The organism is Enterobacter sp. BNK-22, from assembly GCF_048684805.1.
GTDB classification, from domain to species: Bacteria; Pseudomonadota; Gammaproteobacteria; order Enterobacterales; family Enterobacteriaceae; genus Enterobacter; species Enterobacter quasiroggenkampii.
In genome coordinates this window covers 2,038,749-2,059,761 of the sequence record NZ_JBLQTT010000001.1, presented here as the reverse complement: position 1 = coordinate 2,059,761, position 21,013 = coordinate 2,038,749, and the positions used below count along the sequence as shown (strand labels likewise).

Here is a 21,013-nt window from a genome sequence, read left to right as displayed (position 1 = left end):
ATTAACTATCCTTTCAATCATAGCGTAACGAACCGATAATGCTGTGCCTAAGGCATTGAACGCTAAAGAAGGAGAGAAACCATGCAGTTTTCAACAACGCCAACCCTGGAAGGGCAGACAATTACCGAGTACTGCGGCGTGGTCACCGGCGAAGCGATTCTCGGCGCCAATATCTTCCGTGACTTTTTTGCCGGTATCCGCGATATCGTGGGTGGCCGCTCGGGTGCATACGAAAAAGAGCTGCGCAAAGCCCGCGAAATCGCCTTCAAAGAGCTCGGCGAGCAGGCGGAAGCCCTCGGCGCGGATGCGGTCGTGGGGATTGACATCGACTACGAAACGGTCGGCAAAGATGCCAGCATGCTGATGGTGAGCGTAAGCGGTACGGCGGTGAAAACCCTGCGATGACGCGTTTGTTTGCCACATTCCTGCTGGCGCTGCTGCTGGCAGGATGCGTCACGGAAAAGGGGATTGTTGATAAAGGCGCCTACGAGCTGGATACGCGTCATCAGGCGCAGGCGGCTTACCCGCGCATCAAGGTGCTGGTGATCCACTACACCGCGGATGATTTTGACAGCTCGCTGGCCACGCTGACGGATAAAAACGTCAGCTCTCACTATTTGATCCCTGCCAGCCCCCCGGCGCCGGACGGCAAGCCGCGCATCTGGCAGCTGGTTCCCGAGAGCGAGCTGGCCTGGCATGCGGGCATCAGCTTCTGGCGTGGTACAAACCGCATCAACGATACCTCTGTCGGCATTGAGCTCGAGAACCGCGGCTGGCAAATGCGCGACGGCGTGAAAACGTTTACTCCGTTTGCGCCTGCGCAGATTGCGGCGCTGGTGCCGCTCGCCAAAGACATTATTACCCGCTACAACATCAGACCTGAAAATGTGGTGGCCCATTCGGATATCGCCCCGCAGCGTAAAGACGATCCCGGTCCGCTGTTTCCGTGGCAGCAGCTGGCTCAGCAGGGGATAGGTGCCTGGCCCGATCCTGCCCGCGTGGCGTTCTATATCAATGGACGGCCGCGCTATCAGGAGGTCGAACGAGAGGCGCTGCTCGATGTGCTGAAGCGCTATGGCTATGAGGTGCCGGACAACGCCACGGAACAGCAGCAGAAGAGGGTGATCTGCGCGTTTCAGATGCACTTCCGCCCCGCGCTGTGGAACGGCGTGGCTGACGTAGAAACCCTGGCCATCGCCGAGGCGCTTTTAGAGAAATACGGGCAGGGGTAGTCCTTCAGGACTGCCCCCTGACAAGGTCATATTACCTTATTTTCTATGAGATTAATCTTAAGTACATTCTCAATTCATTTTTAGTTAATTGACTTAAAAATACCCTCATTTAAGATAGACGTATAGCTTGCTAAGTAATAACAAAAAATAACACCTGCTTATTGCTCTTATTTCACTTCTTCCAGAAGTTTTTATCAGGATTATACGAATAGTTCGGTGGTTCCACCGTGGCCCCTTTTTATCTAAAATTAACATCTTAATTCGGGTATAACAATGTTAAGCATTTACGGCAGAAAATTGCGTCCGCATCATGAAATGGAAAACATTATTTCCGCAACAGAAGGATATGAAGAAAAAACGTTAAAGAAATGGCAAAAAATTACCACCGTCGACAATGAATTTATTCATGTTATCGTCAGCGGTGAAGTGGAATTTCGCCGCGAATCCGACGAGCTCTGCATGTTCACCCTGCAGGGGCAGTGCGTCTTTGGACTCTCTTCCATTTTTTATCATTCATCCCATATGTATGGCCTGGTCCGCTCGAATACCGTGGTGCGTTCGATTCCTAAAGACGCCTTTTCTCAGCTTATGACGGAGAAAGGCTTATGGCCTGAGCTTACCAAAGTGCTGGCCTGGTATATCTGCATGCTGAGCAAGCGTGATGACGTGCTGGTCGCCCGCAGCGCCTATTCTGTTGTGCGCGAGTTTTTGCTGGAGATTAATGAACTGATTGTCCATCATCAACGCGATATCAACGTTTATGATTATATTCAGGAATACACCAACCTGGCACGCAGCACCATTATCAAAATTCTCTCCGACCTGAAAAAAGGTCAATATATTGTGGTGGAAAAGGGCCGACTCCTTAACATCACCAACCTGCCTGAAAAATATTAACTATTCCAGCCGGTCTCCTTTTTCACTTAACGGAGACCGGGAATTTTCTTTATGTAATGTGCTGGCCTGAGCATTATCCTGCGTTTCGTCAACCGGCGGCGCGGGTATTTTGCCTTGCGAATAATCCTGCTCCTGTTCTTTTAACGCCTGCTTAAACAGCTCGGTTAATGAACCGTCGTCACCGTCCGTGCGAGCGGGGGCTGCATCGTCGTGCGCTTGCGTGCCGGGGAGGGTATCCCGCGAGGTATCGCGCGGCACCGTGCCGTCCGGTGCCTGCTGCCAGTCGGCGTCGTCGCTGTTAATCGGCAGATCCTGCATGGCAGGGACGTCGGCCTGCACCGGCGCGGGTTTCGGGTGCGGATGCGGGAACGGCTTACTCACATACACGTAGTGCATGTCGGAAAGCTGCGTTTCAGGCTTCGCCACGTGCACTTTTTTTACCGGCTCCGGCGCAGGGTGGCGCAGTTGCCAGTAAACGTGGGCGTACAGCCCCGCCATCAGCATGACGCAGAGGCTTACTATTCCTAACAAGGCGTTAGAAACGATCTTTTTCAGGCTGGGCATGCGGTACGAAAACCAGACCGCTTCCCCGGAAACGTAGCTGCGCTGAGCCGCAAGACAGATGGTAGACATTAGGAATGCTTCTCCTGCGTTTTCGCGTCCGGCGCGGCGTGGGTGGTCTGAAGCAGCACGCTCGGCGTGGTGTTGGTGTCACGCATTAACTGCATCAGCGTATCTTCCCCGGGAATGCCGTCGACGCGCAGATGCATTTTTTGCTGGAACTCGCGGGTGCGTTTCATCATCTCCGCCGTCCAGGTTTGCGCGTGGGTTACCGGTTCGGCAAGGGCCTGGCTCAACTGCTGGTCAAGCCAGGCCACCTCTTTGCTGTCGCTGGCGGCGCTGATGGCGTCTTTGCCTTCCGGCGTCAGGCGGTGGAGCTGGGTATAGTTGCCGGTGGCATGCTGGTTAAACCAGTGACGGCTTACCTGCCAGGTGCGGTTGTTCATCAGCAGGTCAAGCGAGTTATCCCCGACGCGGGCGACCACGGCATAGTTAAGGTGGTTGCCGGTTTTCAGTTCACTCACCCACGGATACCCTTCCTGTGCCAGCGCATCCGGGGAAGCATTCCCCTGCTTACACATCAGGTTCACCTTCGCGGCGTTCTGGCACAGGGCATCCTCCGCCGACGCGTCATACCCCCACATCAGATAGAGCTGGTGCATCGCATCCGGCTGGTTAACCACCTCGTTGTCGATAACCGGCACCACCGGCGCCTGGACTTTTGGCGTCTGCTGTTTCCAGCTGGCAGGCACCGGCAGTTGAATCGGAAGTCTTGCACCGATCGAAGAGGTCAAATACCAGCCGCAGGCGGCGAACAGCACGGAGGCGAATAAGCCCACGGTAGCCAGGCGCTTACCGTGTTTTTTCGCGGGCAGGATCTCACCTGCCGCCAGGCGCAAATGACGCGGGCTGACCTGGGCTGCACGTTCGGTCCAGGCAGCAAGCATCGACAGGTGCGCCAGCTCGTTCAGCTTGCTGATATTCCCTTTAGTCAGGGCATGCATTTTACGCACCCGCGCCGGGGTTAACGGCGCGTGCTCACACCCGTGCGCTTCACACTGCGCCTGAGCGTAGCTGAGAAACTCCCGGCAGGTAAGGGAACGCAGGGTGTGACAGGTATGCGCATATTCACGCAGTTCAGGCTGCTGCATCAGCGCGGCATCCCGATCCGCTGGCCCCATCAGCACGACGGACAGGCGAAACTCCAGCTCCTGCGCACGCGTCAGCAGCAGAGCCAGCACCTCCCGACAGGTCTCTTTCATGGCATCGGTATGGCTAATCACCAACACTTTCGTCCTGCTTTTCCCTCCCTGCCACTGATGCAGGATGGTATCCACCGCTTGAAGCCGGTTTTTGCTCTCTTTCGTTCCCGGGTTGAGTTTATACAGCAGGCTACTGGCACTCAGTTTTGGAAACGCATTGATAGCAATAACGCCAGGGGAAGTGGATTTCAGGGCGTCGCTGAACTGGCCCAGCAGCGGGGCATCGTCAGCAAAGAGCCCAATAATCCCCGCCTGTTGGGTTTTCTCTTTCAGCAGGTTGAAAATATCCTGATGATACGGCACGAAGAAATCGCCCGAGGCGCGGGTGATTTTTCGAAAAGGCGGGTGATTAAATTTAAAATGACTCTGATACATAGCGACTTACCGTCTCTGGACATGAATAGCAATGGTCCGGAAAAGTACGGCAAGGCTGCATCATGGTCAATTTACGGACAGGGTAAAAATAACCTGTTGGCTACCTCTAACACCGCTCTTTTTAACGGTCAATCTTTTTCTTTATCAAAGTTAACGGCGAAGCAGGTGGTCGATTATCAGGCCGCTAATTACTATTTATGCCACATATTGGCGCAGCATGATGCTGCTTATTTTCGCTTTGCTAAAGGCCAGATGAATAATGAGGTTCTCACTTCTTTCACGGTGGATAACGCCCTGTATTATGTTTGTATTGCTGATTTTTTGCGGTCAGCAAGGCTACGTCATTTTTAAAGATTATAAAAAAGTGACGAATAAGCTGGCGAACGCAGCGGCGAAACCGCAAAAAAGACGTCAGGAAGAAAAGGCTTTTTCACTTTTCACCGCCGCCGTGCGTCAGGATAGCCTGCCTGCGGCCGCGAAAGCCCCGCTCGCCGCCGAAATTGAGGGGATCGTCCGCAGCGACGATGCCTGGCTCTCCTTCGCCGTGATCAAAACGCCGGGGGGACAGAAGAGCTATCGCGAAGGCGAGGCGCTGACTGGTTTTAACGATGCCTTTATTCAGGAAATTAACAAAGACAATGTGGTGGTTAATTATGAAGGTGCTACGCAGGTACTGGCGTTAAATAAACCTGATTATTTTAAGGGCGGCGTTGACAGCGGTCCGGTAACCAAATCGACGAAAGATGCAGGTGCGGAAAGCGTGCATCTGGATGATTATCTGGTGTTAAAACCACTTATCGAAAAGGGCCAACTGGAAGGCTACAACATTAATCCAAGGAATGCCTCCGCCTTCTACAGCCATTCCGGGCTGGAAAAAGGCGATGTGGCGGTAAAAGTCAATTCTGTCGATATGACCGATGCAGCAAAGGCAAAAAATATTATTGCCAACTGGTCGAAAATGAAAGAAGCGGAGGTCGTCGTCAGACGTCACGCTCACCTTGAAAATATTCGGGTCAATGTTCTAAACAATTAACAAGTGTACAGACATGAAGAAATTTCCTTGGGCGTGCGTGGCGCTGACCGCATTGTCGTTATATTCCAGTTCGCTGCTCGCAGCTAACTTTAGCGCCAGCTTTAAAAATACCGATATCCGCGAGTTTATTGATACGGTAGGCCGCAATCTGAACAAAACCATTCTGGTCGATCCGTCCGTTCAGGACACAGTGTCGGTCAGAACCTATAACGTGCTGACGGAAGATGAGTATTACCAGTTCTTCCTGAGCGTGCTGGACCTGTACGGCCTGTCGGTGATCCCGATGGATAACGGCATGGTCAAGGTGGTGCGCTCAAGCATTGCCCGCACCGCCGGTGCGCCGCTGGCCGACGGTAAAAATCCGGGCAAAGGCGACGAGATCATCACCCGCGTCGTGCGCATGGAAAACGTGCCGGTGCGCGAGCTGGCCCCGCTGCTGCGCCAGCTCAACGATGCCACCGGCATCGGGAACGTGGTGCACTTCGAGCCGTCCAACGTGCTGCTGCTAACCGGTAAAGCCTCGGTGGTCAATCGCCTGGTGGATCTGGTTCAGCGCGTGGACAAAGACGGTATTCAGCGCCGCGAGATTGTGCCGCTGCGCTTTGCGTCCGCTAAAGAGCTCTCCGACATGTTGAACAACCTCAACAATGAAGAGCAGAAGGGGCAGAACGCGCCGCAGCTGGCCACCAAAGTGGTGGCAGATGACGAAACCAACAGCCTGGTGATCAGCGGCTCGGAAGACGCGCGCATGCGTACCCGCTCCCTGATCCATCAGCTGGATCGCGAGCAAAATAACGAAGGGAATACCCGCGTCTTCTATCTCAAGTATGCCAGCGCCACCAAGGTGGTTCCGGTCCTGACCGGCATTGGCGAGCAGCTGAAGGATAAGGCGGGCGCGCCGAAGTCGAAAGCCGCGCCTGCGTCCAGCGATCTGAACATTACCGCCGACGAGGCAACCAACTCGCTGGTGATTACCGCCCAGCCTAACGTGATGAACTCTCTGGAGAAGGTGATCGACAAGCTCGACATCCGTCGTCCACAGGTGCTGGTGGAAGCCATCATCGCGGAAGTGCAGGACGGTAACGGCCTGGATCTCGGCGTGCAGTGGACCAGCAAGCACGGCGGCGTACAGTTCGGCTCAACCGGCCTGCCTATCAGCCAGATTAAAAACGGCACCATGAAGGGGGCGAGCTTCACTGGCCTGGCGACCGGCTTCTTTAACGGCGATTTCGGTGCCCTGATGACCGCGCTCTCCACCGACGGCAAGAACGACATTCTCTCCACCCCAAGCGTGGTCACGCTGGATAACAAAGAAGCGTCGTTCAACGTCGGGCAGGATGTGCCGGTGCTCTCCGGCTCGCAGACCACCAGCGGCGACAACGTCTTTAACTCCGTTGAGCGTAAGACGGTCGGTACCAAGCTGAAAATTGTGCCGCAGATCAACGATGGCGACATGATCCACCTGAAGATTGAGCAGGAAGTCTCCAGCGTCGACAACAGCGCGACGGAGGACGCCAGCCTCGGCCCAACCTTCAACACCCGCACCATCAACAACGAAGTGATGGTACACAGCGGTCAGACGGTGGTGCTTGGCGGCCTGATGGAAAACGTCACCAAGCAGTCGGTTTCCAAAGTGCCCCTGCTCGGCGATATCCCGCTGGTTGGTCAGCTGTTCCGCTACACCTCGCAGGATACCTCGAAGCGCAATTTGATGGTGTTTATCCATACCACCGTCCTGCGCGACGACGATAACTTCAGCGCGGCGTCGAAAGAGAAATATGACCAGATCCGCGCCCGCCAGCAGCAGCGCGTGGAGGAGAAGAAGCTCGGTATTATTGAACCGTCCGACAGCGCGGTACTGCCAGCCTTCCCGTCGGCCAGCGCCGCGCCGGCCACAACCCGCGCCAGCACGTCGCGCAATCCGTTTAAAAACTAAGGCGGAGGGCGCAACGTGGATGAACTGAGTAAAACGCTCTGCAGCAGCAGTTACGCAAAGGATAACGGCGTCCTGTTTTACAACAACGACGTCTACATTCGCGAGGATGCTCCCGCGTTTGCCCTGCTGGAGATGCGCCGGGTACTGGGACGCCCCTTCGAGCCGACGATCCTCGCCCCTGAGGCCTTTGAGGAGATGCTGGCCAAAATCTGGCAGCAGAGCAGCGGCGTCTCCCAGCAGCTGGTGGATGATATGGACGCGGATATCGACCTGATGGCGTTAACCGAGGAGATCCCGGATAACGAAGATCTGCTCGATAACGACGAAAACTCGCCGGTGATCCGCCTGATCAACGCCATTCTCGGCGAGGCGGTGAAGGACGGCGCGTCGGATATCCACATTGAAACATTCGAACGGACGCTGAGCATTCGCTTCCGCGTTGACGGCGTCCTGCGCCCGGTTCTCCAGCCTGCGCGCAAGCTCGCGCCGCTGCTGGTGTCGCGCATCAAGGTCATGTCAAAACTCGACATCGCCGAAAAACGTCTGCCGCAGGATGGTCGTATCTCCCTGCGCATTGGCCGCAAGGCCATCGACGTGCGCGTCTCGACCATTCCGTCCCAGTACGGCGAGCGCGTGGTGATGCGCCTGCTCGATAAAAGTAACCTCAAGCCCGACATCAACAAGCTGGGCCTGATTGATGAAGAGCTGGAGAAGTTAAAAGGGCTGATTGACCGCCCGCACGGCATCATCCTGGTCACCGGGCCCACGGGCTCCGGGAAAAGTACCACCCTGTACGCCATTCTCTCGGCGCTGAACGGTCATGAGCGCAATATCCTGACCGTCGAAGATCCGATTGAATACGAGCTGGAAGGGGTGGGGCAGACCCAGGTGAACCCGCGCGTGGACATGACCTTTGCCCGCGGGCTGCGCGCCATCCTGCGCCAGGACCCGGACGTGGTGATGATCGGGGAGATTCGCGACGGCGAAACCGCGCAAATTGCGGTGCAGGCCTCGCTCACCGGTCACCTGGTCATGTCTACGCTGCACACCAACAGCGCCGCCGGTGCCATCACCCGTCTGCGGGATATGGGGCTGGAGTCGTTTTTAATCGGTTCATCGTTGCTCGGTGTCATTGCCCAGCGTCTGGTGCGTCGGCTGTGTACGCACTGCCGCACCACCAGTCCGCTGGATGCCAATGAAAAAGCGCTGTTCAGCTTCATGGAGACGCCGCCGAAAGCGATCTATCGCGCGGTGGGCTGCGAGCATTGCCGCCAGAGCGGCTATCAGGGGCGTGCGGGCATTCATGAATTCCTGGTGGTGGACACCGCCATGCGTCGCGCCATCCATGAAGATAAAGATGAGATGTCCATCGAAACGCAGCTCTTTAAGCAGGCCTACAGCCTGCGCGAAAACGGGCTGCTGAAGGTGATTAGCGGCGTCACCTCTCTGGAAGAGGTGATGCGCGTCACCGCCGAGCGTGGAGGGGATGAGTAATGGCCCTCTACGCATGGACGGCAACGGATGCGGCGGGCAAAACCCGACGCGGCACGCTGCAGGCCGAAGGGCAAAAGCAGGTTCGCCAGACGTTACGTGAGCAAAAGCTGATGCCCGTCAGCATCTCCGAAACGCGCGAGGCGGCGTCCGGGAAAGCGAAAACCGGGGCGAAGCTCTCCACGCCGGTGCTGTCGATGTTTACCCGTCAGCTCTCCACGCTGGTCAACGCCGCTCTGCCGCTGGAGAGCGCGCTGAAGGCGATCTCGAAGCAGACGGAGGACAAAAAGCTGGCGGCGATGGTGGTGGAGATCCGCGAGAAGGTGGTGGAAGGGCATACGCTGTTCGACGCCTTCAGCCAGTTCCCGCGCACCTTCGACAAGCTCTACTGCACGCTGGTGATGGCCGGTGAAAAAACCGGCCACCTCGGCGACGTGCTGGAGAAACTGGCGGAGTACAACGAGCAGCGCCAGAAGATGAAGAGCAAACTGACGCAGGCGATGGTCTACCCGATCACCCTGACGGTGGTGGCCATCGCGGTCATTAGCATTCTGCTGGTGGCGGTGGTGCCGCAGGTGATCGAGCAGTTCACCCACATGAAGCAGCAGCTGCCGATCACCACCCGCACGCTGATTGCGGTGAGCGATTTCCTGCAGGCGTACGGCATCTATATTGTCGGGATCCTGGCCGGTGGGGTTATCGGCTTTAAGACCTGGCTCAGAAACGCTAAAAACCGCTTTCGCTGGCACAGCTGGCTGGTGAACGGCTCGCCGATTAAAAAGCTGGTGTGCGCCATCAACAGTGCCCGCTATATCCGCACGCTCAGCATCCTGCAGGCGAGCAGCGTGCCGCTGCTCGAAGGGATGTATATCGCGATGGACGGTATCGAAAATCTCTACGCCCGGCAGGTGCTGGAGCAGGCGGCGGATACCGTGCGCCAGGGGGCATCGCTCTATGCCGCGCTGGAGCAGGCGAAATTATTCCCGCCCACCATGCTGTACATGATTGCCTCCGGTGAAGAGAGCGGCGAATTAGGCAACTTAATGGACCGCGCGGCGGAAAACCAGGAATCGGCGCTACAGCATCGTATTACGTTAACGCTGTCGGTATTTGAACCGGCGCTGGTGGTCTCCATGGCGACGATTGTTTTATTCATCGTGCTGTCAATATTACAGCCGCTTCTGCAACTTAATAATATGGTAGGTTAAATCATGGTTATAAAAACAAAACGTCTGGCTCGCCAGGCGGGGTTCACCTTGCTCGAATTAATGGTGGTGATCGTTATTCTCGGCGTTTTAGCGAGTATGGTGGTGCCAAATTTAATGGGTAATAAAGAAAAAGCGGACGCGCAAAAGGCGACCAGCGATATTGTTGCGCTCGAAGGCTCGCTGGATATGTATAAGCTCGATAACCACCGCTACCCGACCACCGAGCAGGGCCTGCAGGCGCTGGTGACCAAACCTGAGATCGCGCCTATTCCCAACGGCTACCGCGCCGACGGCTATATTCGCCGCCTGCCGCAGGACCCGTGGGGCAACGATTATCTGCTCGTCAGCCCGGGTGAACACGGCGCCGTAGACGTCTTCTCTGCCGGTCCTGATGGCGAAGCCAATACCGCAGACGATATTACGAACTGGTCTCTGGATAAGAAAGAGAAATAATGAAGCGTCAACGCGGCTTTACGTTGCTGGAAATTATTCTGGCGCTGGTGATATTTGCCAGCTGCGCCATGATGGTTGTATCAACAATACCCTCACGCAGCGGTGCGGATATATTTGGTCAGCAATTAAAAGCCCTCGTTGATTATGGTTCAGACCGCGCGGTAATGGACGGAAATATTGTCGGGCTGGTCATCACTACCGATAACTATCAGCTGGTCACGCTCGACGATAAAAACGGCGAACGTCGCTGGGTGCCATTATCCGCAGGCCGTATTACCACGAAGGGCGATTTTCCGGAAGAGATGCACGTATCGCTTTCGCCTCAGCGTCTGGCGGCGACCGTCGAGGCCGACCCCCAGATCCTCTTTCTGCCGGACGGCGAGATTGGCCGTTTTACGCTGACGCTGCAAAGTTACGACAAACAGCATCATTTCCGCGTGGTGTCGCAGGGCGCTGCCCCGGTATCGGTAGAAAACGATGACTAAAGGAAAGGTTAAGCAAAAGGGGATGACGCTCCTGGAGGTGATGGTGGCGCTGGTCATTTTCTCCACCGCCGCGCTGGCGCTGATGAATTCCGTCTCCCTGAACGTACGCTTCACCCACGGGCTGGCCGACACGCTGCAGGCCAGCTGGGTTGCGGAAAATCAGCTGGCAGAAGCCCAGCTTGGTAAAGCCGATTTTCCCGATGCCGAGGAGCAGGGGACGGAAATTATGGGGGGACGCAGCTGGTACTGGCACAAGCAGCGGGTGAAAACCGCCAATAGCGGCTGGGCCAATGCCATCCGCGTTTACGCCGAAGGCGATGAAAGCCAGCCGGTCATTTCGCTTCAGATTATCGGGCCGGGAGAAGAGAGCAAGTGAAGACGATCCGACGCCAGCGCGGTTTTACCCTGCTGGAGATCATGATTGCGCTGACCATCTTCGCGGTCATCAGCACCCTGGCCTGGCAAATTCTGGACGGCGCGATGCGCACCAGTTCAGCCACGGATGCCAGTGCGGCAAAGCTCAACCAGCTTCAGCGTGCCTGGAGCCTGATGGAGCGCGATTTTTTCCAGCTGCAGGCGCGGGCGCCGCGCAACGAGCCGGATCTGTTTTTGCAGGATGGCGATGCGGTTGAATTCACCACGCTGAACGGCGTGAGCGGCACGGTCCAGCTGGAGCGCGTGCGCTGGCGGCTGGAAGAGGGGCGCCTGTATCGCGACGTCTGGCCGGTCATTGACAGCCCGGCAGACGTCAAACCCGATGAAGTGCCGATTGTCAGCGAGGTGAAATCGATGCAGTGGCGGTTTTATCGCAAGGGCTGGCAAAAAAGCTGGGGTGAGTCCGCCCATCTGCCAGACGGCGTGGAGCTCACGCTGACTATGGAAAATGGCGAGACCTGGCGCTGGGTGTTTACCACGCCGGGAGATATGCCGGAAGCGGCGGCACCGCAGCCGGGTACCGAAACGGCGGCACCGGCGGCGGAAAATACGCCCGCCCCGCAACCTGCGCCTGTGCCGGACGTGAAGCCATGAGCCGGATACATCAACAACGCGGCGTTGCCCTGCTGGTTGTGTTGATCCTGTTGGTCATGATGTCGGCCCTGGCGGCCAAAATCAGCCAGCAGTTCTGCCGTAATTTGCAGAAAACCCACTATCAGGTGAGCCAGCAGCAGCTGCGCTGGGCAATGCAGGCGCAGGAAAAGGTGGTGAAAGATCGCTTGCAGAGCGACGCCAGCGGCGAGAGCAAACCGCTCGACCCGGAGGGCGACTGGCACCAGCCGCTGGAGACGCAGGGCGAAGACTATACGGTGGTCAGTCAGGTCGAGGACGCGCAGGACTGCTTCAACGTCAATAACCTGCTGGCCGCAGACAAAGTGGCTCAGGATCAAACGGCGTCAGCCGTGCCGGAAAAACCGCGAAAAGAGAAGATTGTCGAGCAGATCCTGACGGACGGCGGCGTCAGCCAGACGACGGCGGAAGAGGTTTATCAGCAGCTGGTGGATTATCTCGACGGCGACACCACAACGGTGAAAGAGGGCGCGGAGACGGACGCCTGGGCTGGCGTGGTGCCGGCGCGTCAGCCAGCGAATCAGATGATGCGCACCCTTGCCGAGATAAAGCTGCTGCCGGCGTTTCCTGCTGCGGCGTACCCGAAGGTGAGCAAGCTGTTATGCGCGCTGCCGGACTCCGCCAGCAAGGTGGATGTCAATACCCTGACGCCGGAGCAGGCTCCCTTACTGGCAGCCCTGTTCCCGGGAAAACTGACCGCGGACGATGCCGTTCGCCTGATTGCGTCGCGGCCGGAGACCGGCTGGGAAAGTATGGAAGTCTTCAGCAAAGCGCTGGAACAGGCCTTCCCGCAGCTGAAGGACGATCTCCCGCAGGTGGCTGAGGTTCTCTCCATCAACAGCCGGTATTTCCGCGTCAACTATACCGGCAATACCGATGAGTTAACGCTTCGCGTGGTGAGCCAGCTTCAGGTGAATAACGAAGCCGGTGAAATTGTGACGTGGCAACGTCGTTACCGAATGATTGAATAAGAAAAGTAGAACGCTATGAAACAGGTCCTTTTTGTTCGTCCCGACAGCCGTGAGGACGGGAAAATCATGTGGTGTGAGTCGGGAAGCGAACAGGTTACAACCCTGGACGCCCCGCAGGCGCTGCATACCCTTGCCGATCATCCGCTGGCCGCGCGCGTCTGTCTGCTGCTGCCCGCCAGCGAGATGATCTTCCGCCACTTTACGCTGCCGAAGAAAGTCGCGTCGCAGGCGACCGCCTTCTCGTGGATGGCGGAGGAGACCCTGATCGGCGAGGTGGACGATCTCCACTGGACGGTGCTGAACAAAAAAGGCGCCGAGGTGGACGCGGTGGCGATAGATACCGCCCGCCTGCAGCAGTGGCTGACCTGCTTTCACGAGGCGGGTTTGAAGGTGATTCAGGCCCTGCCGGACGCCTGGCTGCTGCCGGTGACGGCGGGCGGAAGCACGCTGGTCGCGCAGGAGGAGAACTACTGGCTGCGCTTATCCCCGCATACCGCCTGTAACGTTGAGGCGGGCCTCTTGCCGCTGCTGATGCAAAAAGCCGGAGACGGCGAGGTGCGTTGCTACGGGGAGATCCCGCCAGGCGTTGAGGTTGACGACCAGCTGGCGGGCGAACATCCGCTGGTGCTGATCCAGCCCCAGTGGCAGGCGTGCCGCGTCAACCTGCTGCACGGTGCGTTCAGCGCGAAGGCGACCAGCGCGAGGGCGGCGAAAGGGATGAAGGCCGCCGTCGCGGCGATGGGGCTTCTCTCTCTGGGCCTGCTGCTCGGCCCCCGCATCGCCCTGGCGTGGATGCTGGTCGATCAGGAAAATCAGGTCCAGCAGGAGATGGTCCAGCTCTATCAGCACCATTTTCCTAGCATGCGCCAGCAGACCAACATCAAGTACCACTTCGGGCAGAACATCAAGAAGCAGCCTAAGGGCATTTTTTTGCAGATGGACGAGCTGGAAAAAATCCGTCAGTCCGTTCCGTCAATGGAAATTACGCTGCTTGAATATGACGACACGCAGGGGGGCCTGACGTTAAGCGTGAGTGCGCAAAACGAGCAGGCGTTACAGGACTTCATTCATCAGGCCAGCGCGAATTTTGATTTTACGTTACAGCCTATTTCAAAGGACGCGCCGTATACGGCCATGATTACAGGGAAATATAAATGAAAGGGCGAATTGCACAGCTTAAATCTCGCTATCAACAATACAGCGTCAGAGAACAACGCATTTTAAAAATAGCGGCGGGAGCCTTATTCGGTGCCGTCATCTATTACGCGGGGGTAATACCCCTGGATAACATGATAAAAAATAGCCAGGCGACGCTGGCGCGACAAACGGAAACGGTAAACTGGATGAAAACAGAAATTGATAAAAACCATCTGCCGGTGTTACAGGTGAAAACCGATAATCCACGCAGCGTGGTGGAGAATAGCGCGCATGAAATTAACCTGACCTTGACCGATATTCGCCAGGACGGTCAGACCCTGGCCTTTGTGGTGAACCGGGTCAACGTCTATGAATTAAAAAACTGGCTGCGTGAGATGAACCTCGCTTCCGGCGTCAGGCTGGAGAAAATAAACCTTACGCCGGTGGATCACCTGAGCGACGTGAAGGCCGAAATCCAGCTGACCTGGAAAAAAGTGGCATGAACGGGCTGATGCTCGTCCGGGAGAGTTATCCCGTCGGGTTTGCCGCGATGAGCGGCGTGCTCGGCGCGCTCCTGGGGAGCTTTCTCGGCGTCGTGGTGGACCGCGTGCCGGGGATGGTGATGGAGGAGGCGTGCCGCAGCAACCTGCTTTTCCCGGCATCTCACTGTCCCGTCTGCCAGCATGCGCTGCGCGCCTGGGAGAATATCCCGCTGCTGAGCTGGCTGGCGCTGCGGGGACGCTGCCGCTGCTGTCAGTCGGCGATTCCGCTGCGGTTATTTTTACTCGAACTGGTGATGGCGTTGTTCTTTGGCGTCACCGCCTGGTGGATACCGGGCTTAGCATCCCTTTTCTCGCTGTGGGTGCTGGCGGCCTTTCTGCTGCCGCTGGCGATGATTGATAGACAGCACCAGCTGCTGCCCGACTGCCTGACGCAGCCGCTGCTGTGGGCCGGGCTGCTGTTCCACGCCTTCAGTCACGGACTGCTCCTGCGCGATGCGCTGCTGGGCGCGGTGGCGGGCTATCTTTCGCTCTGGCTGGTGTACTGGGCGTTTCGTCTGCTCACCCGTCGCGAAGGGATGGGCTACGGCGATTTTAAGCTGCTGGCGGCGCTGGGCGCCTGGTGCGGCTGGCAGGCGCTGCCTGAGATTGAATTAATTGCCGCATTAAGCGGCATCGTGGGTTATTTGCTTTTAAATAAATTAAATAAAAATAACCTCACCATCGCTTTCGGACCTTATCTGGCTTTTGCTGGAATAGTACTCTATGCCAGCCAGTTATTTGCGCTCACATATTAAATAACCGGGTCAAGTTTTTTTATCAATTTTTTCGACGGGGAAAGAGAAGGACGACCTTTTATCCTCAGTGTATCGTAAAAGGCATAAGCTACACGGAGTTTTAGCTTGTATCTTTTAATGGAGGAATACAACGCGTCTTTAAGGTTTGGGTAACGGCTGTCTGCGTATTTAAAAAACGCACTATGTGAATAATATTCCATGTTTTAAAGGAAGACATGGGCCAATTACGTTTACGAATAAATTTATCAGGAAATAAAAATGAAATTTATTAAGCCTAAATATCTGGCGCTCTTTATTGCAGCGGCAACCGGTTCTGCATTCGCAGCTGCGCCAGGTGCACCGACCATCGGCTACGGCAATGACAAATTTGCGCTGGTGGAAGTGGATCAGGCCGCGCAGGATTACAACAGCCTCGTCAAGGTGCATAACGACGGCGTGGATGTGAAAGTCGAGTGGAACGTGTGGAGCGGCGACGCGCCAACCTCTGCAAAAGTGCTGCTCGATGGTCAAACCGTGTGGACCGGTGCAGCCGGTGCAAGCGGCTCAGCCACCTTTAAGGTGAAAAAAGGCGGACGTTATCAGGAACAGGTGGAAGCCTGTAACGCCAGCGGCTGTACCAAAAGCGCCAGCAAGCTGATCATCGTGGCGGATACTGACGGCAGCCATCTGCTGCCGCTGAACGCACCGCTGCAGGAGAACAACAAAACGTTCGCCAAACATCCTGATAAAGTGGTTGCGGCGTACTTCCCTGAATGGGGCGTTTACGATCGTAACTTCCCGGTTGATAAAATCCCGGCTGCAAACCTTAACCACATCCTCTATGGCTTCATTCCAATCTGTGGCGGCGACGGCATTAACGACGGCCTGAAAACCGTTGAGGGCGGCAACAGCTTCTCCGTGCTGCAGCGCGACTGCGCCGGACGTCCGGACTTTACCGTGGCCATCCATGACCCGTGGGCTGCTCTGCAAAAACCGCAGGCGGGCGTCGCCGACTGGGACGACCCGTACAAAGGGAACTTTGGGCAGCTGATGGCGCTGAAAAAAGCGCATCCTGACCTGAAAGTGCTGCCATCCATCGGCGGCTGGACCCTGTCCGACCCGTTCTACCACATGGGCGACCCGGCAATCCGCTCTCGCTTCGTGGCCTCCGTGAAGGAGTTCCTGCAGACCTGGAAATTCTTTGACGGCGTGGACATCGACTGGGAATTCCCGGGCGGCGGCGGCGTGACTGAAACCAAAGGCAACCCGCAGCAGGATAAAGCCACCTACACGGCGCTGATTCACGATCTGCGTACCATGCTGAACGAGCTCTCCGCGCAGACGGGTCGTACCTATGAGCTGACCAGCGCCGTGGGTGCAGGCCGCGACAAGATCGAAGACGTGGATTACACCACCGCTCAGCGCGACCTCGACCATATCTTCCTGATGAGCTACGACTTCTACGGCGGCTGGAGCAACACCGAGCTGGGCCACCAGGCCGCGCTGCGCGCGCCGTCATGGCGTCCGGACACGAACTACACCACCGAGAACGGCGTGGACGCGCTGCTTGCTCAGGGCGTACAGCCAGGCAAGATCGTGGTGGGTGCGGGAATGTATGGCCGCGGCTGGACTGGCGTGCATGGCTACACCGGCGACAATCCGTTCACCGGTACCGCAACCGGCATGGTGAAAGGCACCTGGGAACCGGGCGTAGTGGACTATCGTCAGATTATGAACGAGTACAAAGGCAAGCCAGGCTGGGAATCCGGCTACGATGCGACTGCCGAAGCGCCGTACGTCTTCAATAAGGCAACGGGGGATCTGATCTCCTATGAAGATGCACGCTCTACCACGGCAAAAGGGAAGTACGTGCTGTCGAAAAACCTGGGCGGCCTCTTCGCCTGGTCTATCGACTCCGATACCGGCGACATCCTGAACGCGATGAACGAAAGCCTGATGGGCGGCTCTGCGCCAGTTGATCCGGTCGTGACCAACCATGCGCCGGTTGCCACCGCGGTTGACCAGACGGTAACCGGTCCGGCTACCGTGACCCTGGACGGTTCGGCTTCAACCGATCCAGACGGTGATGCCATCACCTACAAATGGACCCAGATCTCTGGCCCATCGGTGACCCTCACCAACAGCACCAAAGCGAAGGCTTCCTTCAACGTGGCGGCCGTCACCAGCAACCAGACGCTGGCGTTCCGACTGACCGTGACCGACGCGAAGGGGCTGAGCAACTCCGCTGATGTTCAGGTCGTTAACAAAGCGCCAAAAGCGAACCAGGCGCCGGTGATTAACCCAATGCAGAACGTCACCCTGCAGGCAGGCGAAACCTATGCCCTGCACGCGCAGGCGGCGGATCCAGACGGTGATGCGCTGACCTACGCCTGGAGCGTACCGGCTGATATGCACGCGACCGGTACCGATAGCGCGAACGTGAACATCACCGCGCCTGAGGTGAGCTCTGAGTCGTCCTATACCCTGAGCGTGGTGGTGAGCGATGGCAAGACCAGCGTTCAGTCCAACGTCCAGGTCGTGGTCACACCAAAACCGGCTGACGAAGTGACGCCTCCGGCAGAAGACGTCACCCCGCCTGCGGATGAAGTGACGCCACCGTCAGACGAGGTGACCCCGCCGTCTGATGAAGGTACGGCGACCGGCAGCTGCGATAAGCCTGTTGACGCCAACGCCAGCAAATATCCGGCGTGGGAATCCAGCAAAATTTACAACACGGGCGATACCGTCAGCTTCGACCATCTGGTGTGGAAAGCGAAATACTGGACGCAGGGCAACCAGCCTGACTTCGGCGTGGACGCATGGGAAATGGTAAGCAACGTGAAGATGAACTGGCGCTCTGACCTGGCATACAACGGCGGCGAAACCACGACCTACCAGGGTAACGTTTACCGCGCGAAATGGTGGACACAGGGTGATAACCCGGCCAACAGCGACGTATGGGTGAAAGAAGGCGCATCAACCGATTGCAAATAACCTTCTGAACCGTGAATTGCGGGAATGATATCAACCCGCAATGGTTGGTCACACCCCACTTCGGGTGTGACCAACACTTCAGAATGATCGCTAATTATGAGCAGGAAGAGGTTCAGTATTTAAGAGCAGGTGCTCATGAAACGCGTGATTTTATTTTTACTGCTGTTTAGTCAAAGCGTATTTGCGAACTGTTGGGATAACGCCGGACATTATTATCACGTCGATCCGTGGCTGTTATATGCGATTGCCAAAGTGGAATCCGGAATGAATCCCTACGCGGTAGGCTGGAACCACGACGGCACGCGTGACGTCGGGTTGATGCAGATTAATAGCTCGCACTTCAGCGAGTTAGAGCGTCAGGGGATTGATGAGAACCAGCTTATGACTGAGCCCTGTACCTCCATTATGGTCGGCGCGTCCATCCTGTCCGGGATGATAAAAGTGTATGGCTATAACTGGGAAGCGGTAGGCGCCTATAACGCCGGGTTGAAAAAAGAAAATTATCCGCAGCGCATGCGTTATGCCCATAAAGTGTGGGCGAAGTATCAGCAAATAAAGTCGGGTAAATAACGATAGCGTCATTTTTGTTTTTTGAAGAATTCCTTTTGGTGTTCTTCAGAAAATGAAAAAGAACCACACTCTCAGGCTTATTTATTAAGGGAGTAATACATAAGCCGGGAATGTACTCACCCTAGTTGCTTAAATACAGGATTATTTGAAATGACGAAAAGGACATTACTGAGCGTTCTCGTGGCGGGAGCATGCATTGCACCCTTTATGGCGCAGGCTGCATCACTGCAGGCGGCCAGCAGCGAGCCGTACACCATGAAAGCCAGCGATCTGGCGAAAAAGGAAAAAGAGCTGACCAATTTCCCGCTGATGGTTTCGGTGAAAGACACCATTGCGACTCTGGACAACAGCCTCGTTGAGCAGATTGAGCCAGGTCGTGCGTCGAACCCTGACAACGTCAAGCGCGTGGAAGGGATCGTGAAGGCCAGCGACTGGGAATATCTCTTCCCGCTGCGCGCTCAGTCTTACACCTACAGTAACTTCCTGAAGGCTGTTGGTAAATTCCCGGCACTGTGTAAGACCTATAACGATGGTCGCGACAGCGACGCCATTTGCCGCAAAGAGCTGGCGACCATGTTTGCCCACTTTGCGCAGGAAACCGGCGGTCATGAAAGCTGGCGTCCGGAAGCCGAATGGCGTCAGGCCCTGGTTCACGTTCGTGAAATGGGCTGGACTGAAGGCCAGAAAGGCGGCTATAACGGCGAATGTAACCCTGACATCTGGCAGGGGCAGACCTGGCCATGCGGTAAGGACAAAGACGGCGACTTCGTAAGCTACTTTGGCCGCGGCGCGAAGCAGCTGTCTTACAACTACAACTACGGTCCGTTCTCGGAAGCGATGTTTGGCACCGTCCGCACCCTGCTCGACAAACCTGAGCTGGTGGCGGATACCTGGCTGAACCTGGCGAGTGCGATCTTCTTCTTCGCCTATCCGCAGCCGCCAAAACCAAGCATGCTGCAGGTTATCGATGGCACCTGGCAGCCAAACGATCACGATAAAGCCAACGGCCTGGTTCCGGGCTTCGGCGTGACCACCCAGATCATCAACGGTGGCGTAGAGTGCGGCGGTCCGACCGAGATTGCCCAGTCTGAAAACCGCATCAAGTACTACAAAGAGTTCGCGAACTACCTGAAAGTGCCAGTTCCGGCGAATGAAGTGCTGGGCTGCGCCAACATGAAGCAGTTCGATGAAGGCGGCTCCGGTGCGCTGAAGATCTACTGGGAGCAGGACTGGGGATGGAGTCCGGATACGCCGGACGGTAAGACCTACTCCTGCCAGCTGGTGGGTTACCAGACGCCGTTCAGCGCGTTCAAAGAGGGTGACTACACCAACTGCGTTAAGAAGTTCTATAACGTGAACATCATTAACGATGACGGCTCGGCAGTGACCCCAGGCGAAGACAAAACTCCGGCAGACACCACACCGCCAGCGGATACCACGCCAGCGGAAGATACCACCCCTGTTGAACCGGCAACCGTGAATCACGCCCCTGTGGCGCAGATTGCGGGCCCAATCGGGGCAGTTGAAGCGGGTGCGCAGGTTTCCCTGAGCGCGGAAGGCTCCACAGACGCCGACGGTAACAAGCTGACCTACACCTGGCGTTCCCAGGATGGCCAGACCGTGACCGGTCAGGACAAAGCGGTGGTGACCTTCAAGGCACCAGAGTCTGCAACGGCTCAGCAGTACGAAATCGGCCTGACCGTCAGTGATGGCGAACTGACCAGCACCACGTCCTACCTGCTGAACGTGAAAGCGAAAGCCACGTCTAAGGACGAAGGCACTTCCGGCTCTTACGCCGCGTGGAGCGCGAACAGCAAGTACAACGCAGGTGATATCGTGAACAACCACGGTAAACTGTTCCAGTGCAAACCGTTCCCGTACAGCGGCTGGTGTAACAACTCTCCGGCATACTACGAACCCGGCGCTGGCCTGGCGTGGGCAGATGCCTGGACAGCTCTGTAAAAGCAAACGGCAACCCTCGGGTTGCCGTTTTCGTACATGAGGCTAATGGGGCGATGGGGCAGTACGGAGCAGTTGTAGGCCCGGTAAGGCGAAGCCGCCACCGGG

Annotated in this window: 21 protein-coding genes; 19 read left to right on the top strand and 2 right to left on the bottom strand. The window is 56.7% G+C overall.

The features are described from left to right. The first annotated feature begins 81 nt into the window (after window positions 1-81). From ACMGGE_RS09725 to ACMGGE_RS09715, 3 genes are all read left to right on the top strand, one after another. Window positions 82-405 carry a heavy metal-binding domain-containing protein gene (locus tag ACMGGE_RS09725; protein WP_023310944.1) on the top strand — a complete coding sequence of 108 codons (324 nt, stop codon included), beginning with the start codon at window positions 82-84 and terminating at the stop codon, window positions 403-405. Next, entirely contained in the window at window positions 402-1,232 is an 831-nt protein-coding gene (locus tag ACMGGE_RS09720) for an N-acetylmuramoyl-L-alanine amidase (RefSeq protein WP_262752332.1), read from the top strand. Before ACMGGE_RS09725 ends, ACMGGE_RS09720 begins: the two co-directional genes overlap by 4 nt. Window positions 1,233-1,505: 273 nt before the next feature. After that, window positions 1,506-2,129 carry a helix-turn-helix domain-containing protein gene (locus ACMGGE_RS09715; RefSeq protein ID WP_045908427.1) on the top strand — a complete coding sequence of 208 codons (624 nt, stop codon included), beginning with the start codon at window positions 1,506-1,508 and terminating at the stop codon, window positions 2,127-2,129. Here ACMGGE_RS09715 and ACMGGE_RS09710 read toward each other — a convergent pair whose 3' ends face one another. Continuing rightward, window positions 2,130-2,762: a hypothetical protein gene (locus ACMGGE_RS09710; protein ID WP_420293706.1), complete on the bottom strand. Its 633-nt coding sequence runs from the start codon at window positions 2,760-2,762 to the stop codon at window positions 2,130-2,132. It lies immediately after the preceding gene. Beyond that, window positions 2,762-4,327, bottom strand: a complete 1,566-nt coding sequence (locus tag ACMGGE_RS09705; RefSeq protein ID WP_420293705.1) for a peptidoglycan-binding protein — start codon at window positions 4,325-4,327, stop codon at window positions 2,762-2,764. Before ACMGGE_RS09705 ends, ACMGGE_RS09710 begins: the two co-directional genes overlap by 1 nt. Before the next feature lie 21 nt (window positions 4,328-4,348). Here ACMGGE_RS09705 and ACMGGE_RS09700 point away from each other — a divergent pair, with 21 nt between their 5' ends. The 16 genes from ACMGGE_RS09700 to ACMGGE_RS09625 all read left to right on the top strand — a co-directional run bounded on the left by ACMGGE_RS09700 (window position 4,349) and on the right by ACMGGE_RS09625 (window position 20,908). Continuing rightward, a complete protein-coding gene (locus ACMGGE_RS09700; RefSeq protein ID WP_420293704.1) occupies window positions 4,349-4,678 on the top strand; it encodes a hypothetical protein in 330 nt (109 codons plus the stop codon). After that, a complete protein-coding gene (gspC, locus tag ACMGGE_RS09695) occupies window positions 4,629-5,360 on the top strand; it encodes a type II secretion system protein GspC (RefSeq protein WP_048027121.1) in 732 nt (243 codons plus the stop codon). Before ACMGGE_RS09700 ends, gspC begins: the two co-directional genes overlap by 50 nt. A gap of 13 nt (window positions 5,361-5,373) precedes the next feature. Next, complete coding sequence (gspD, locus tag ACMGGE_RS09690) at window positions 5,374-7,296, top strand: type II secretion system secretin GspD (protein WP_420293703.1); 1,923 nt, start codon at window positions 5,374-5,376, stop codon at window positions 7,294-7,296. A 15-nt stretch (window positions 7,297-7,311) separates the two neighbouring features. Further along, window positions 7,312-8,790: a type II secretion system ATPase GspE gene (gspE, locus tag ACMGGE_RS09685; RefSeq protein ID WP_048027124.1), complete on the top strand. Its 1,479-nt coding sequence runs from the start codon at window positions 7,312-7,314 to the stop codon at window positions 8,788-8,790. Continuing rightward, window positions 8,790-9,995, top strand: coding sequence for a type II secretion system inner membrane protein GspF (gene gspF, locus ACMGGE_RS09680; RefSeq protein WP_234081783.1), 1,206 nt, complete (start codon window positions 8,790-8,792; stop codon window positions 9,993-9,995). Before gspE ends, gspF begins: the two co-directional genes overlap by 1 nt. A 3-nt stretch (window positions 9,996-9,998) precedes the next feature. Next, window positions 9,999-10,448 (top strand): type II secretion system major pseudopilin GspG, encoded by a 450-nt coding sequence (gspG, locus tag ACMGGE_RS09675; RefSeq protein WP_348567607.1) that lies wholly within the window; start codon window positions 9,999-10,001, stop codon window positions 10,446-10,448. After that, on the top strand, window positions 10,448-10,933 hold the full coding sequence (gene gspH, locus ACMGGE_RS09670) for a type II secretion system minor pseudopilin GspH (protein ID WP_048027127.1): 486 nt from the start codon (window positions 10,448-10,450) through the stop codon (window positions 10,931-10,933). Before gspG ends, gspH begins: the two co-directional genes overlap by 1 nt. Then, complete coding sequence (gene gspI, locus ACMGGE_RS09665; protein WP_069719531.1) at window positions 10,926-11,309, top strand: type II secretion system minor pseudopilin GspI; 384 nt, start codon at window positions 10,926-10,928, stop codon at window positions 11,307-11,309. Before gspH ends, gspI begins: the two co-directional genes overlap by 8 nt. Beyond that, window positions 11,306-11,962 carry a type II secretion system minor pseudopilin GspJ gene (gene gspJ / locus ACMGGE_RS09660; protein ID WP_420293702.1) on the top strand — a complete coding sequence of 219 codons (657 nt, stop codon included), beginning with the start codon at window positions 11,306-11,308 and terminating at the stop codon, window positions 11,960-11,962. The genes gspI and gspJ overlap by 4 nt, the downstream gene beginning before the upstream one ends. Beyond that, entirely contained in the window at window positions 11,959-12,969 is a 1,011-nt protein-coding gene (gene gspK, locus ACMGGE_RS09655; RefSeq protein WP_111966997.1) for a type II secretion system minor pseudopilin GspK, read from the top strand. Before gspJ ends, gspK begins: the two co-directional genes overlap by 4 nt. 15 nt (window positions 12,970-12,984) lie before the next feature. Beyond that, on the top strand, window positions 12,985-14,127 hold the full coding sequence (gene gspL / locus ACMGGE_RS09650) for a type II secretion system protein GspL (protein ID WP_420293701.1): 1,143 nt from the start codon (window positions 12,985-12,987) through the stop codon (window positions 14,125-14,127). Then, window positions 14,124-14,609 (top strand): type II secretion system protein GspM, encoded by a 486-nt coding sequence (gspM, locus tag ACMGGE_RS09645; RefSeq protein WP_045908415.1) that lies wholly within the window; start codon window positions 14,124-14,126, stop codon window positions 14,607-14,609. Before gspL ends, gspM begins: the two co-directional genes overlap by 4 nt. Continuing rightward, window positions 14,606-15,403, top strand: coding sequence for a prepilin peptidase (locus tag ACMGGE_RS09640; RefSeq protein WP_420293700.1), 798 nt, complete (start codon window positions 14,606-14,608; stop codon window positions 15,401-15,403). The genes gspM and ACMGGE_RS09640 overlap by 4 nt, the downstream gene beginning before the upstream one ends. A gap of 258 nt (window positions 15,404-15,661) precedes the next feature. Then, window positions 15,662-18,376: a glycosyl hydrolase family 18 protein gene (locus tag ACMGGE_RS09635; RefSeq protein ID WP_069719526.1), complete on the top strand. Its 2,715-nt coding sequence runs from the start codon at window positions 15,662-15,664 to the stop codon at window positions 18,374-18,376. A 135-nt stretch (window positions 18,377-18,511) separates the two neighbouring features. Continuing rightward, window positions 18,512-18,946, top strand: a complete 435-nt coding sequence (gene iagB, locus ACMGGE_RS09630) for a type III secretion system invasion protein IagB (protein WP_048027141.1) — start codon at window positions 18,512-18,514, stop codon at window positions 18,944-18,946. Window positions 18,947-19,096: 150 nt separating this feature from the next. Further along, window positions 19,097-20,908 (top strand): chitinase, encoded by a 1,812-nt coding sequence (locus ACMGGE_RS09625; RefSeq protein ID WP_045908411.1) that lies wholly within the window; start codon window positions 19,097-19,099, stop codon window positions 20,906-20,908. The last annotated feature ends 105 nt before the right edge of the window (window positions 20,909-21,013 follow it).

Excerpts from the sequence above, each read along its gene's own strand:
- gspC (WP_048027121.1), top strand. The coding sequence starts at position 4,629 with ATGTTTGTATTGCTGATTTTTTGCGGTCAGCAAGGCTACGTCATTTTT.
- gspM (WP_045908415.1), top strand. The coding sequence starts at position 14,124 with ATGAAAGGGCGAATTGCACAGCTTAAATCTCGCTATCAACAATACAGC.
- gspK (WP_111966997.1), top strand. The coding sequence starts at position 11,959 with ATGAGCCGGATACATCAACAACGCGGCGTTGCCCTGCTGGTTGTGTTG.
- ACMGGE_RS09725 (WP_023310944.1), top strand. The coding sequence starts at position 82 with ATGCAGTTTTCAACAACGCCAACCCTGGAAGGGCAGACAATTACCGAG.
- ACMGGE_RS09625 (WP_045908411.1), top strand. The coding sequence starts at position 19,097 with ATGACGAAAAGGACATTACTGAGCGTTCTCGTGGCGGGAGCATGCATT.
- gspD (WP_420293703.1), top strand. The coding sequence starts at position 5,374 with ATGAAGAAATTTCCTTGGGCGTGCGTGGCGCTGACCGCATTGTCGTTA.
- ACMGGE_RS09720 (WP_262752332.1), top strand. The coding sequence starts at position 402 with ATGACGCGTTTGTTTGCCACATTCCTGCTGGCGCTGCTGCTGGCAGGA.
- ACMGGE_RS09705 (WP_420293705.1), bottom strand. The coding sequence starts at position 4,327 with ATGTATCAGAGTCATTTTAAATTTAATCACCCGCCTTTTCGAAAAATC.
- gspI (WP_069719531.1), top strand. The coding sequence starts at position 10,926 with ATGACTAAAGGAAAGGTTAAGCAAAAGGGGATGACGCTCCTGGAGGTG.
- ACMGGE_RS09700 (WP_420293704.1), top strand. The coding sequence starts at position 4,349 with ATGAATAGCAATGGTCCGGAAAAGTACGGCAAGGCTGCATCATGGTCA.
- gspL (WP_420293701.1), top strand. The coding sequence starts at position 12,985 with ATGAAACAGGTCCTTTTTGTTCGTCCCGACAGCCGTGAGGACGGGAAA.
- iagB (WP_048027141.1), top strand. The coding sequence starts at position 18,512 with ATGAAACGCGTGATTTTATTTTTACTGCTGTTTAGTCAAAGCGTATTT.
- gspG (WP_348567607.1), top strand. The coding sequence starts at position 9,999 with ATGGTTATAAAAACAAAACGTCTGGCTCGCCAGGCGGGGTTCACCTTG.
- ACMGGE_RS09640 (WP_420293700.1), top strand. The coding sequence starts at position 14,606 with ATGAACGGGCTGATGCTCGTCCGGGAGAGTTATCCCGTCGGGTTTGCC.
- ACMGGE_RS09715 (WP_045908427.1), top strand. The coding sequence starts at position 1,506 with ATGTTAAGCATTTACGGCAGAAAATTGCGTCCGCATCATGAAATGGAA.
- ACMGGE_RS09635 (WP_069719526.1), top strand. The coding sequence starts at position 15,662 with ATGAAATTTATTAAGCCTAAATATCTGGCGCTCTTTATTGCAGCGGCA.
- gspF (WP_234081783.1), top strand. The coding sequence starts at position 8,790 with ATGGCCCTCTACGCATGGACGGCAACGGATGCGGCGGGCAAAACCCGA.
- gspH (WP_048027127.1), top strand. The coding sequence starts at position 10,448 with ATGAAGCGTCAACGCGGCTTTACGTTGCTGGAAATTATTCTGGCGCTG.
- ACMGGE_RS09710 (WP_420293706.1), bottom strand. The coding sequence starts at position 2,762 with ATGTCTACCATCTGTCTTGCGGCTCAGCGCAGCTACGTTTCCGGGGAA.